The sequence below is a fragment of the Streptomyces sp. LE64 genome (assembly GCF_052606915.1).
On the sequence record NZ_CP199708.1, the window covers coordinates 6,580,044 to 6,592,286 of the forward strand.

Below are 12,243 nucleotides of genomic sequence, written 5' to 3' on the forward strand. Positions count from 1 at the left end.
AACTCCCAGGGGTGACCGACACGGAAAGGGCCGGGCCACGGCCCGGCCGGTGCGATGCTACTCAGGACAGTACTGTCCCAAATATAGTCAAATGGTAAATGGCCGGAACATGTCGTTCCGCGGCCGATGAGCGAGGCCCGGCGGCTCCGGACCCGCTCACGCGTGCGGGACGACCGCCACCGGGCAGTGCGCGTGGTGGAGCGCGGCGTGGGCCACCGAACCGATGAGGCCCCCGGTGGGGGTGTAGCGGGCCCGACGCCCCACGACCAGCAGTGCGGCCCCGCCGGCCGCGGCCAGCAGCACCTGTCCGGCGCTCCCGATCTCCAGGTGCTCCACCACCGGCACCTCGGGGAACCGCTTCCGCCAGGGCGCGAGGACCTCGGCCAGTGCCGTGCGCTCCATCGGTTCCAGACCGCCCGCCTCGTCGGTGCGGCGCAGGAACTCGGGGTAGGCGTAGAAGGGCGGCAGACTCCAGGCCCGCACCACCCGCAGGGTCGCGCCGCGTGCCGCGGCGGCCTCGAAGGCGAAGCCGAGGGCCGGGTCGCTGTCCTCGGCGCCGCCCTGCTGGCCGACCACGACCTCCCCGCCCGCGGCCGCCGCCGCACCGGAGGGCACGCGCACGGACACCACGGGCCGGGGCGTGTGGGCGATCACCTGCTGACCGTGCGAGCCGAGCAGGAAGCCCAGGACGGGCCCCTGCGCCCGGGAGCCGAGGACCAGCATCTCGGCCCCGCGGGCCGCACCGAGCAGCGCGGGGACCGGTGCCTCGGTCAGGACCTCGGTGGTGACCGCCAACTCCGGGCGCCCGTCCACGGCGCGCTCCCGGGCCCCGGACACCACGGCCTCGGCGGCCCGGTCCAGGGCGTCGTCGCCCTCGACGACGGGGAAGTCCCGCGGCTCCCACCAGGGCGCGTGGACGATGCGGAGCGGGAGCCCCCGCAGGGCCGCCTCCCGGGCCGCCCAGTCGACGGCCGCCGTGCTCGCCGGTGAACCGTCCACCCCGACAGCGATAGCGCGGGTCATGTGCCATGCCTCCTCGTGACGCAACGGAGCGGCAAGGCTACCGCTCCCGCTCCAGCCTCCCCGACCCGGGCGCCCGGGGGCAGGGCCGATCGTCCCGAGATCCGGGTTTCCGCAGGTCCGCGCGGTCCGAGGGGCAGGCGCCCGACGCCGGGCGCATAGGCTGCCGGCATGACCTCACAGAGCTACCTGACGGAGCTGTTCTCCCTGGACGGCAGAGTGGCGGTGGTCACCGGCGGCAGTTCCGGGATAGGCCGGGCCGTCGCCGGGGCACTGGCGCGTGCCGGGGCCGGCGTGGTGGTCGTGGCCCGGGGCGAGCGGGACCTGGTGGCGACCGTGGACGAACTGACCGCCGCCGGCTGCCGCGCCGCCTGGGTCAGCGCGGACCTGAGCACCCGGGACGGGGTGCGCGCGGCGGCCGAGCGGGCCGCCGCGGTCTTCGGCGAACCCGACGTCCTCGTCAACAGCGCCGGGGTCAACCTCCGCCCGCCCCTGCGCCGACTCGACGAGGAGGTCTGGGACGCCACCATGGCCGTCAACCTGGAAGCGCCGTTCCTGCTGGGTCAGCGGTTCGGCCCCGGCATGGCCGACCGGGGCTTCGGCCGGATCATCCACATCACCTCGCAGCAAGCGCACCGCGCCTTCGTGGACAGCGGGGCCTACGGGGTGTCCAAGGGCGCCCTGGAGTCCCTCTCCCGTTCCCAGGCGGAGGCGTGGTCGCCGTACGGCGTCACCTCCAACACCCTGGTGCCCGGCTTCGTGATGACCCCCCTGAACAGGCGCCTGGCCTCCGACCCGGAACGGGTGACGGCCCTCGCCGCCCGCACCATGACCGGGCGCAACGGACTGCCCGCCGACTTCGCCGGCGCGGCGGTGTTCCTGGCCTCCGCCGCCTCCGCCTACGTCACCGGCCAGTCCCTCTTCGTGGACGGCGGCTTCTCGGTGCACTGACCGCCGTCCCGCCGGCTCCTTCGCCCGCTCGGACCGGACGGCGTTGCACCTCTCCGACCGGCCGTCGACGATGACGAGCGTGATGACACGCGCCCGCCCCCGCGGTCGGCGTCCGCTCCTGCGGCGGGCGGCGCCGGTCTCCCTGATCCTCCTGGCCGCCCTGGCCGCGTCGGTCCTGCCACATCCCGTGGCGCACGCCGGCGGCCCGACGCCCGGCGGGGCAGCCCCCGCGGTCGAGGACCGGGTCCGCACCCACGCCGGCTGGGTGCGCGGCACCCGTACCGACGCGCACCGCACCTTCCACGGCATCCCCTACGCCGACCCGCCCACCGGCGCGCACCGTTGGGCGCCACCCCGCCCGGTGTCGCCCTGGGCGGGCGTGCGGGACGCCACCCGGCCGGGGCCGCTGTGCCCCCAGGTGCCCTCGCCCTACACCTCGTCGGCCAGCACCGAGGAGGACTGCCTGGTCCTCGACGTGACCGCCCCCGCGACGCGCGGCGGGCGAGGGGCCCCGGTGCTGGTGTGGATCCACGGGGACGGCGCGGTCGGTGCCGGCTCGTTCTTCGACGGGCGGCGACTGGCCGACCGGGGGACCGTGGTGGTCACCGTGAACTACCGGCTCGGGATCTTCGGCGGGTTCGCGCATCCGGGCCTCCCCGGGTCCGGCACCTTCGGACTCCAGGACCAGCAGGCCGCGCTGCACTGGGTGCGGCGCAACGCGGCGGCCTTCGGCGGCGACCCCGCCCGGGTCACCGTCGCCGGATCCTCCTTCGGCGCCTCCGCCATCACCGCGCACCTGACCTCGCCCACCGCCCGCGGCCTGTTCGACCGGGCGGTCCTGGCCAGCGGCGAGGGGGTGATGGACATGCCCGCCGGAGCCATGGGCCCGGACGTCCCCGGCTACCGGTGGTACGTGTGGCGGACCCTGCGCGAAGTGGAGGAGGCCAGCGCCCACATCACCGCCCCGCTCGGCTGCGCCCGCGCCGACCCGGCCGCGGGCCTGCGCTGCCTGAGGGCCCTCCCGGTGGCGCGCATCCTGGAGGTGCCGTCGATCATGAACGTGTTCCAGGCGTTCGCCCACGGCACGCCCGTCCTCCCGGAACTGCCGCCGGAGGCGCTGCGCGCCGGGCGCTTCCACCGGGTGCCGGTGCTCTCCGGGGCAACCCTCGACGAGCACCGCACCTTCGTGGGCCTCCAGTACGACGCCGTCGGCACCCCCTTCACCCGTGACGACTACGCCACCGCCCTGGACACCGCGTTCGGCGCCGACGCGCCCCGGGTGCGGGCCGCCTACCCGCTGCGCGACTTCCCCTCGCCGGCCCTGGCCTGGGCCACGGTCGTCACCGACCGGATGTGGGCGCTCGGCACCGACGCCCAGCACACCGTGCTCGCCCGCCACGTGCCCGTGTACGCCTACGAGTTCGCCGACCGCGACGCCCCGATGTACCTGCCGCTGTCGGGGGACTTCGACTTCGGCGCGTTCCACGCGGGCGACACCCCCTACGTCTTCGAGGACCCACAGGCCCAACCGCTGTTCACCCCGGCCCAACTGCGGCTCTCGGACACCATGACCGACCAGTGGGCCGCCTTCGCCGACACCGGCGCGCCCGTGGGGGCCGGGCTGCCCCCCTGGCCCCGCCACCGCCCCGCGGCCGACGTCCCGTACACCCAGTCGCTCGCCCCGGACAGGATCGGGCCCGTCGACTACGCCCGCACGCACCGGCTGGGGTTCTGGCGCGGGCTGCCCAGCACCCCCGTCCGGTGACCTCCGGGAACCCGCCACCGGCACCGACCGACTACCTCCCCGAGGCGCCCTGCGGGTGACCGTCACCCGCAGCACCCCTCGTGGAGGCCCGAGTTGAGCACCATCAGACGCCGGAGCGCCCTCGCCACCGCCGCCGGAGCGGCCCTGGGTGCCGGCTTCGCCGGCCCCGCCGCTGCCGCCACCTCGGGCCGCCGCTCCGGTGACGCCCCGCGCGCGGACCGTCCACTGCGCGTGGACGTCGTCCTGTTCGACGGGGTCGAGGAACTCGACGTGTTCGGTCCCTTCGAGGTGTTCGCCGGGGCCGCGGCGATGGGCCACCCGGTGCGCGTCCGGCTGGTGACCGGGGGCGCTCCGGGGCCGGTGACCCTCGCCTTCGGCACCCGGGTGGAGGTCGCGCGCGGCTGGGAACCGGACGGCACCGAGGTGATCGTGGTGCCCGGCGGCGGGTTCCGGGACCGGGATCGGCCGGGCGTCTGGCCGGAGATCCGCGCCGGTGTCCTGCCCCGGAAGCTGCGGACGGCGGCCCGTCGGGGCTCCACCCTGCTCGGGGTCTGCACCGGCGTGGTGCTGCTGCAGGCGGCGGGACTCGTGGGCGACCGACCGTGCACCACGCACACCGGCGCCCGGCCGTACCTGCGGGAGCGGGGCTGCGACGTGCGCGACGCCCGGGTCGTCGACGACGGGGACCTCGTCACCGCGGGCGGCATCAGCTCCGGCATCGACGGCTCCCTGCACCTGTTGGACCGCGAGGTGGGGTCCGAGGCGGCGAAGGACGTGGAGTACCTGCTGGAGTTCGAACGGCGGGGCACGCCCCTGCGCACCTGAGGTCAACGGCGCAGCGAGGCGGCGTCCCCCATCACCACCACCGGGTGCGCCGCGGGGTCGAGACGGCGCAGCAACTCCCTCATCCGGCCCCGGGGCAGCGACACGCAGCCCTTCGTCGGGCCCCCGTGGTCGACGTGCAGCCAGATGCCGCTGCCCTTGTCGAGGCCGAGCGGGCGGGTCTTGTCCAGGGGGGACGTCCCGGGTACCCGGTTGTAGTCGATGGCCAGGACGTAGTCGAACGAGCCGGCCAAGGGCTCGTCGAGGAACCCGGTGCCCGAGTCGCCGAACCGGTCGTCCCGGTCGTAGGGCAGCTCCGTCCCGGGGTCGGGCAGCAGACCGCCGGCGTCGCCGAGCCCGAACACCCCGATCGGGGTGCGCAGGTCGCCCGCCCGGTGGTCGTCCGTCCACCCGCGCAGCGCGTTGTGCGCCGGCCAGGGGCCGGCGACCGTGCGCCAGGTCCCCTCTGCGTCCCGCTGGTGCAGGGCGGCCGTGCCCGCGCTGGAGTCCCGGCCGGTGCCGGTCACCACCAGCGCCTGCCGCGCCCCGGACGGTACCCGGGCCCGGGTCAGCGAGCCGAGTCCCGCGATCGCCGCCGTCTCACCGCCGGTTCCCGGCTCCGGCCGGCCCTCGATCGGAGGGCTGCCGGCCGGGGGCCCGGGCCGGCCGACGGACGCGGTGTCCTCGCCCCCGCCGGCACCTCCCGCACCCGGCGCGTCCGTCGGGTCGGCCCGGGAGCAGCCGCCCACCAGCAAGGCCGTGCAGCACAGGGTGGCGAGCACCCCCCGAACGGGGCGCTGCGGGCGGGTACGGGCTCGGGCGGGGCTCGCTGACACGGGGACACCTCTCGCTCGCGGGGCCGGACGCACGGCCCACCGGTGTGTCCATGTGTGCCCGTCCGCGCGGTGAACCCCGCACCCGTTGGGCCGACCCGACCACCCACCGGGTGCGCCCGGTCACCCGAGCGGACCCCGCGCCCGGGACCGGCGCTCCCGAACGGCCCAGCCCGCCGGGCGCGGCGCCGTGGACGCGCGCTGCAATGGGCAGATGACCGCGCCCCCGGACGACTGCCTGGCCCGCAACGAGTGGATCTGCGGCGCCTACCTCACCACCCGGAGCCACATCCTGGCCGACGCGGTCCTCCAGCACGTCCAACTGACCTTCCTCGCCGTGCTGATCGCCCTGGTCGTGGCGGTCCCCCTGGCCGTCGCCGCCCGACGCTGGCGCTGGGCCTCCGGACCCGTCCTGGTGGTGACCACGGTGCTCTACACGATCCCGTCCCTCGCCATGTTCTCGCTGCTGCTGCCCGCCTACGGGCTCTCCGCCTCCCTGGTCGTCGCCGGACTGGTCCTGTACTCACTGACCCTGCTGGTGCGCAACGTCCTGGCCGGGCTGCGCGCCGTACCCGAGGAGACCCGGCAAGCGGCCCGCGGCCTCGGCTTCGGGCCCGTCCGGCTGCTGCTGTCGGTCGAACTCCCGCTCGCCCTGCCGGCCTCGATGGCGGGTCTGCGGATCGCCACGGTCTCCGCGGTGTCGCTGGTCACCGTCGGGGCCATCGTCGGCTTCGGCGGACTCGGCAACCTGATCTACTCGGGCATGAACACCTACTTCAAGGCGCAGGTCCTCACCGCCTCGGTGCTGTGCGTGGTGATCGCGGTCCTCGCCGACCTGCTGTTGCTCGGGGTACAACGGCTGCTCACGCCCTGGACGAGGGCCGCCCGTGAATGACTTGCCCCCTGGCCAGGGGAGACGGCCCTGAACACCCTCGCCGAGGCATGGCACTGGCTCACCGACCCGGCGCACTGGTCCGGCGGCGACGGCATCGGACACCGGCTGCTCCAGCACGCGGTCCTGACCGCCGTCTGCCTGGTCGTCAGCTGCCTGATCGCGTTGCCCGTCGCCCTGGTCCTCGGCCACCTCGGCCGGGGCGGCGCGCTCGCCGTCAACCTGGCCAACGTCGGCCGTGCCGTGCCCACCTTCGCGGTCCTCGTCCTGTTGCTGCTGACACCGGTCGGGCAGTACGCGGAAGGGCCGACGGTCATCGCCCTGGTGCTGTTCGCGGTCCCGCCGCTGCTCACCAACGCCTACGTCGGGATGCGCGGGGTCGACCGGGACGTGGTCCGGGCCGCTCGGGGGATGGGCATGACGGGGCGACAGGTGTTGGTGCGGGTGGAGCTGCCGCTCGCCCTGCCCCTGGTGCTCACCGGAGTGCGGATCGCGGCCGTCCAACTCGTGGCCACCGCGACCATCGCGGCCCTCGCCGGCGGGGGAGGCCTGGGCCGGATCATCACCACCGGGTTCGCCCTCGCCAGCACCCCGATGGTCGTCGCGGGCGCGGTCCTGGTGGCCGCGTTCGCCCTCCTCGTGGAGGGCCTCTTCGAAGTGGTCGAACGCCTCGCCCCGTTCCGCGTCCGGGGCCGGCGGTGAGTGCCCGCCCGGCCCGCTTCGCCCGGCTGGCCGCCCTGCTCCTCGTCGCGGTGCTCAGCGGCTGCGCCTCCGGCCCGGCGTTGGAGGACCGGGACGCCGTCACCGCACCGCCCGGCGACAGCAAGCACCTGGTCATCGGCTCGGCGGGCTTCACCGAGAGCGATCTGCTCGCCCAGATGTACGCACTCCTCCTCGACGAGGCCGGCTACCGCACCCGACTGCTCACCGTCGCCAACCGCGAACTGTACGAACCCGCCCTGGAGTCGGGACAGATCGACGTCGTCGCCGAGTACGCGGCCACCTTCGCGGACTGGCTGAACGCCAAGGAGAACGGCCCCGACGCACCCCCCGTGGGCTCGCCCGACCTCACGGCCACCATGGAGGCCCTGCGCCGTCTCGCGACCCCCCGCGGGCTCACGGTCCTGGACCCGGGCCGCGCCGTCGACCAGAACGCGTTCGCGGTGTCCGCCGCCTACGCCCGTGAGCACGGGCTGAAGACCCTCAGCGACCTGGGGCGCTCCGGGCTGCCGGTGCGGCTCGCGGCGGGGGACGAGTGCGTCCAGCGGCCGTACTGCGAGCCCGGACTGAGGAAGGTGTACGGCATCGACATCACCGGGATCGACCCCAAGGGCGTCGGTACCACCCAGGCCAAGAAGGCCGTCCAGAGCGGCCAGGACCAGATGGTCCTCACCACCACCACCGATGCGACGCTCGACGAGTTCGGCCTGGTGATCCTCGCCGACGACAAGCACCTCCAGAACGCCGACTACGTCGTCCCCGTCGTCAACCGCTCCCGGGCCGGCGCCGAAGGGGTGACCGCCGCCCTCGACCGGCTCAACAAGGTCCTCACCACCGCGGACCTCGCCTCCCTGAACCGGGAGGTCGACAGTTGGCGACGGTTGCCCGAGGACGTCGCCCGGTCCTACCTCAGGAACCGGGGACTGCTGTGAGGCACCGGCGGGGGCACCCGGTCACACGTCCGCCACCGAGTCGAACGCGACCTCCCCGCGCGTCACCCCCTGGGCGTCCGCGTCCACCGACCTGCGCAGCGCCTCGTGGAGCTTCGCCGGGGTCAACACCCCGAGGAACCGCGCCCCGTCGAGGACCGCCACCCAACCCGCGTCGTGCTGGAGCATCACCCCGAACGCCTGCTTCAGCGACGCCCCCACCGCCACCCACGCGTTCATCCGGTGCGCCAGGTCCCCGACCGTGCCGCCCCGGCCGGCGAGCGCCAACTCGTCCGCGCCCACCCAGCCGTGCAGGTCCCCGCCGGCGTCCAGCACCACACCCCAGCGGGCGCCCGCCGCGCGCAACCGGCCCGCGGCCCGCTCGGCCGACTCCGCGGTGCGCACCACCACCGGCTGCTCCAGGTCGTCGGGTTCGACCGCGGTGACCGAGAGCCGCTTCAGTCCCCGGTCGGCTCCGACGAACCCGGCCACGTACGGGGTCGCGGGCGTCCCGAGGACCGCGCCGGGGGTGTCGTACTGCTCGATGCGCCCCTTCCCGTACACGGCGATCCGGTCGCCGAGGCGCACCGCCTCCTCGATGTCGTGGGTCACCAGCAGCACCGTCTTGCGCACGGCCGCCTGCATCCGCAGGAACTCGTCCTGCAACTGCTCCCGCACCACCGGGTCCACCGCACCGAACGGCTCGTCCATCAACAGCACCGGCGGATCGGCGGCCAGCGCCCGGGCCACGCCCACCCGCTGCCGTTGACCGCCGGAGAGCTGGTCGGGGTAGCGCGGTCCGTACGTCGCCGGGTCCAACCCCACCAACTCCAGGAGTTCGGCGGCCCGCGCCCGGGCCCGTCCGCGCTTCCAGCCGATCAGCGCCGGCACCGTCGCCGTGTTGTCGAGGACCGTGCGGTGCGGGAAGAGCCCCACCTGCTGGATCACGTACCCGATCCGCCGGCGCAGCCGCACGGGGTCGACCCCGGCGATGTCCTCCCCGTCGACGAGGATGCGTCCGGAGGTGGGTTCGATGAGCCGGTTGACCATCATCATGGTGGTCGTCTTCCCGCACCCGGAGGGTCCTACCAGGGTGACCAGTTCCCCCTCCGCCACTTCGAAGTCGAGGCCGTCCACCGCCGTCGTGCCGTCCGGGTAGCGCTTGCCGACCTGCTCGAACCGGATCATTCCCCCACGCTAGCCGTGGCGTCCGGCGCCCGCACACGGGGCCGTCGGCTGCCCGTCGGGTGCCGTACGGCCGCGCGGGGAGCTGTGGTCCACTGGTGGGACCACTCCCCAGGAACTACGCATCACAGGAGCATCCGAGTGCCTCTCACGTACCGCCAGCCGGGCGTCGTGTACACGGACCACCACTTCAGCGTCCCGTTGGACCACGGCCACCCGGCGGGGGAGCAGATCGAGCTGTTCGCCCGGGAGGCGGTCGCCCCCGGACGCGACCCGGAGGGCCTGCCCTGGCTGGTCTACCTCCAGGGCGGACCCGGCTTCGGCGCCAACCGCTTCGCGGGCGCCTCCGCCTGGCTCCCGCGGGCCCTGGAGGAGTACCGCGTCCTCCTGCTCGACCAGCGGGGCACCGGCCGCTCCACCCCCGCCACCCGGCAGACCCTGCCGCTGCGCGGCGGTCCGCAGGCCCAAGCCGACTACCTGGTGCACTTCCGCTCCGACTCCATCGTCCGGGACTGCGAGGCCATCCGCCCCGCCCTGACCGGCGGCGCGCCCTGGACGGTGCTGGGCCAGAGCTTCGGCGGCTTCTGCGCCACCCACTACCTGTCCGCCGCGCCCGAGGGGCTCTCCGCCGCCCTGATCACCGGCGGGCTGCCGTCCCTGGACGCCCACGCCGACGACGTCTACCGGGCTGCGTATCCGCGGATCGCCCGCAAGGTCGGGGGACACTACGCCCGCTACCCGATGGACGTGGAGCGGGCCTGGCGGATCGCCGGCCACCTGGAGGAGCGGGGGGCGGTCACCGACGGGGGCTACCTGCTGACCGTGGAGGCGTTCCAGTCCCTCGGCATCCTCCTGGGCGGCGGGGACGGCAGCCACCGTCTGCACTACCTGCTGGAGCACGCCTTCGCCCGCACCCCGAAGGGGCCCGTCCTCGCGGACGCCTTCCTGTCCCAGGTGCACGCCGTGCTCTCGCACGCCGAGCACCCGCTGTACGCGCTGGTCCACGAGTCCATCTACGCCCAGGACCGCCGACCGACCGCCTGGTCGGCGGAGCGGGTCCGGGCGGAGTTCCCGGAGTTCGACGCGCGCCGGTCCTTCGCCGGCGCGGGACCGCTGCTGTTCACCGGCGAGACCGTGCACCCGTGGATGTTCGAGGCGGACCCGGCGCTGAGCCCGTTGCGGGAGACGGCGGAGCTGCTGGCCGAGCGCACCGACTGGACCCCGCTCTACGACGCGGACCGGCTCGCCCGCAACGAGGTGCCGGTGGCCGCGGCCGTCTACCACGACGACATGTACGTGGACACCGCCCACTCGCTGGACACCGCCCGGACCGTGCGCGGGCTGCGCACCTGGGTGACCGACGAGTTCGAGCACGACGGGGTGCGGGTCGGTGGAGCACGCGTCCTGGACCGCCTGCTGGACCTGGTCCGTGGCGCAGCGTGACCGATCGGGGACTCAAGGCCACCGCCGTGCGGGCCGTGCGCTACGGCGGGGCGCAGCTCACGCAATGCGCCGGGGCGTGCGCCGGGCGCATACCCCGGCGGTCAGGAAAGGGATCTTTCCGTTGATGGTTCGTCAAAACCATGCAGGGCAAGGCTAGAGGCGTTCAGAGCTGATCCCCGGGAGCCCTGTCACCAGGTAAAACTGCTGGTCCAGACCACTTTGGGCATGCGTTACGGGTAGGAAACGAAGCGTTCGGATTCGTGCTCGGGCGGGCCTTTTGCCTACAGAATGTCACTCCACAAGTACCGTTCCCGTGGGGGGCTCGCCATGCGCACCAGGACTGCCGCACTACTCGCCATCACCGCCCTGTCAGCGACGCTCGTCGCCTGCGGCACCGACAGTCCGGGAGGGGCCGAGGAGACCAAGTCCAGCACGGCGGCCGAAGCCGGCAGTTCCGCGCCGGACAAGACCCCCAAGCCGGAGCTGCCCGAGCCGGGCCCGGACGGGACCTACGAGCAGACCTGGAAGCGGTCGAGCGCCGAGACCAGCTGCGACCAGTTCCGCGAGCAGATGACCCCCGAGGAGCGCTGGGTGATGGCCTTCGAGATCCTCACCGAGCAGCGGGGCGAGGACGCCGACGCCCCGGGTCGCTCCGAGGCGACCCGCTTCGAGGCCGACCTGGGCGTGGCCTGTCACAAGGCGGTGGCCGACAGCAAGATGACGGAGGTCGGGTCCACGCTCTACAAGTTGGACCCCAGCTACCGGTCCTGACCGGCCCCGCGGGCGGTCGGCCCTCCCTCCCGCCGGCCGCCCGCGGTCGCCGCGCCGGGTGCGCACCCGCTCCCCTCCCGGAATTGACAACCGGCATTGCCGAACCTGCAATGATCCCGTGACCGACGAGACGACCGGGCCCGCCTTCGAGGCGGCCGACGAGGACCGCACCCACGACGTCCTGGCGGGGGTCGGACCGAGACTCCGGGCCCTGCGCAAGGAACGGGGGGCGACGCTGGCGGGTCTGTCCGCCGCCACCGGGATCTCGGTGAGCACCCTGTCCCGACTGGAGTCGGGGCTGCGCAAGCCGAGCCTCGAACTGCTGCTGCCGCTGGCCCGCGCCCACCGGGTGCCGCTCGACGAACTGGTCGGGGCGGCCCCCGCGGCCGATCCCCGGGTCCGCTCCCGCCCCATCCACCGCCACGGCCGCACCCTCTTCCCGCTCACCCGCCAGCCCGGCGGGCTCCAGGCGTACAAGGTGATCGAACGGGCCCGGCAGGGGGAGCCCGACCCCCGGGTCCACGAGGGGTACGAGTGGCTGTACGTCCTGGCCGGACGGTTGCGACTGGTCCTCGGCGAACACGACGTGGTGCTCGCCGCCGGAGAGGCCGCGGAGTTCGACACCCGCGTCCCGCACTGGTTCGGCGCCGCCGGCGAAGGGCCGGTGGAGTACCTGAGCCTGTTCGGCCCGCAGGGCGAGCGCATGCACGTGCGCGCCCGCCCCGCCCGCTCCGCGCCCGACCCGACGTCCGACGGAGCGGGGCGGCCGGAGAGCGGGCATCCGGTGTGACGTCCCGCACACCCCTCCTCCCCGGTCCCCGCGCACATCCCGCCCCACGGGAACCACGCGGTGCCTCCCGTACGGACCGCCCTCGCCTCGTGCCCGTTACCTGATGCATAATCCACAGTTGC

The 12,243-nt window shown here is 74.5% G+C and carries 12 protein-coding genes; 9 read left to right on the plus strand and 3 right to left on the minus strand.

Features of this window, described 5'->3' with window-relative positions; translation table 11 throughout:
* Positions 1-156 precede the first annotated feature (156 nt).
* On the minus strand, positions 157-1,023 hold the full coding sequence (locus tag ACSMX9_RS28970; protein WP_445398478.1) for a universal stress protein: 867 nt from the start codon (positions 1,021-1,023) through the stop codon (positions 157-159).
* A gap of 168 nt (positions 1,024-1,191) precedes the next feature.
* On the opposite strand from ACSMX9_RS28970, the gene ACSMX9_RS28975 reads away from it, so the two are divergent.
* The 3 genes from ACSMX9_RS28975 (at position 1,192) to ACSMX9_RS28985 (ending at position 4,561) form a co-directional block, all read left to right on the plus strand.
* A complete protein-coding gene (locus tag ACSMX9_RS28975) occupies positions 1,192-1,971 on the plus strand; it encodes an SDR family NAD(P)-dependent oxidoreductase (protein ID WP_445398480.1) in 780 nt (259 codons plus the stop codon).
* 82 nt (positions 1,972-2,053) lie between these two features.
* A complete protein-coding gene (locus ACSMX9_RS28980) occupies positions 2,054-3,736 on the plus strand; it encodes a carboxylesterase/lipase family protein (RefSeq protein WP_445403125.1) in 1,683 nt (560 codons plus the stop codon).
* A 93-nt stretch (positions 3,737-3,829) separates the two neighbouring features.
* Positions 3,830-4,561 (plus strand): DJ-1/PfpI family protein, encoded by a 732-nt coding sequence (locus ACSMX9_RS28985; RefSeq protein WP_445398482.1) that lies wholly within the window; start codon positions 3,830-3,832, stop codon positions 4,559-4,561.
* Between the two features lie 2 nt (positions 4,562-4,563).
* Here ACSMX9_RS28985 and ACSMX9_RS28990 read toward each other — a convergent pair whose 3' ends face one another.
* Positions 4,564-5,394 carry a L,D-transpeptidase family protein gene (locus ACSMX9_RS28990; protein ID WP_445398484.1) on the minus strand — a complete coding sequence of 277 codons (831 nt, stop codon included), beginning with the start codon at positions 5,392-5,394 and terminating at the stop codon, positions 4,564-4,566.
* Between the two features lie 211 nt (positions 5,395-5,605).
* Here ACSMX9_RS28990 and ACSMX9_RS28995 point away from each other — a divergent pair, with 211 nt between their 5' ends.
* The 3 genes from ACSMX9_RS28995 to ACSMX9_RS29005 are packed head-to-tail and all read left to right on the plus strand — an operon-like array spanning position 5,606 to position 7,935.
* The gene (locus ACSMX9_RS28995; RefSeq protein ID WP_445398486.1) at positions 5,606-6,286 is read left to right on the plus strand and encodes an ABC transporter permease; all 681 of its coding nucleotides are present in this window, start codon (positions 5,606-5,608) and stop codon (positions 6,284-6,286) included.
* Between the two features lie 27 nt (positions 6,287-6,313).
* On the plus strand, positions 6,314-6,985 hold the full coding sequence (locus ACSMX9_RS29000; RefSeq protein ID WP_445403126.1) for an ABC transporter permease: 672 nt from the start codon (positions 6,314-6,316) through the stop codon (positions 6,983-6,985).
* Entirely contained in the window at positions 6,982-7,935 is a 954-nt protein-coding gene (locus ACSMX9_RS29005; RefSeq protein WP_445398488.1) for an ABC transporter substrate-binding protein, read from the plus strand. Before ACSMX9_RS29000 ends, ACSMX9_RS29005 begins: the two co-directional genes overlap by 4 nt.
* 21 nt (positions 7,936-7,956) lie before the next feature.
* Here ACSMX9_RS29005 and ACSMX9_RS29010 read toward each other — a convergent pair whose 3' ends face one another.
* Complete coding sequence (locus tag ACSMX9_RS29010; protein WP_445398490.1) at positions 7,957-9,120, minus strand: ABC transporter ATP-binding protein; 1,164 nt, start codon at positions 9,118-9,120, stop codon at positions 7,957-7,959.
* A gap of 138 nt (positions 9,121-9,258) precedes the next feature.
* Here ACSMX9_RS29010 and ACSMX9_RS29015 point away from each other — a divergent pair, with 138 nt between their 5' ends.
* The 3 genes from ACSMX9_RS29015 to ACSMX9_RS29025 all read left to right on the plus strand — a co-directional run bounded on the left by ACSMX9_RS29015 (position 9,259) and on the right by ACSMX9_RS29025 (position 12,121).
* On the plus strand, positions 9,259-10,560 hold the full coding sequence (locus ACSMX9_RS29015) for an alpha/beta fold hydrolase (protein ID WP_445398492.1): 1,302 nt from the start codon (positions 9,259-9,261) through the stop codon (positions 10,558-10,560).
* Between the two features lie 327 nt (positions 10,561-10,887).
* Complete coding sequence (locus tag ACSMX9_RS29020) at positions 10,888-11,331, plus strand: hypothetical protein (RefSeq protein ID WP_445398494.1); 444 nt, start codon at positions 10,888-10,890, stop codon at positions 11,329-11,331.
* A gap of 118 nt (positions 11,332-11,449) precedes the next feature.
* The gene (locus ACSMX9_RS29025) at positions 11,450-12,121 is read left to right on the plus strand and encodes a helix-turn-helix domain-containing protein (RefSeq protein WP_445398496.1); all 672 of its coding nucleotides are present in this window, start codon (positions 11,450-11,452) and stop codon (positions 12,119-12,121) included.
* The last annotated feature ends 122 nt before the right edge of the window (positions 12,122-12,243 follow it).

Bases quoted from the DNA above. Each gene is read 5' to 3' on its own strand.
- ACSMX9_RS29020 (WP_445398494.1), top strand. From the start codon at position 10,888: ATGCGCACCAGGACTGCCGCACTACTCGCCATCACCGCCCTGTCAGCG.
- ACSMX9_RS28980 (WP_445403125.1), top strand. From the start codon at position 2,054: ATGACACGCGCCCGCCCCCGCGGTCGGCGTCCGCTCCTGCGGCGGGCG.
- ACSMX9_RS29010 (WP_445398490.1), bottom strand. From the start codon at position 9,120: ATGATCCGGTTCGAGCAGGTCGGCAAGCGCTACCCGGACGGCACGACG.
- ACSMX9_RS28970 (WP_445398478.1), bottom strand. From the start codon at position 1,023: ATGACCCGCGCTATCGCTGTCGGGGTGGACGGTTCACCGGCGAGCACG.
- ACSMX9_RS28975 (WP_445398480.1), top strand. From the start codon at position 1,192: ATGACCTCACAGAGCTACCTGACGGAGCTGTTCTCCCTGGACGGCAGA.
- ACSMX9_RS28995 (WP_445398486.1), top strand. From the start codon at position 5,606: ATGACCGCGCCCCCGGACGACTGCCTGGCCCGCAACGAGTGGATCTGC.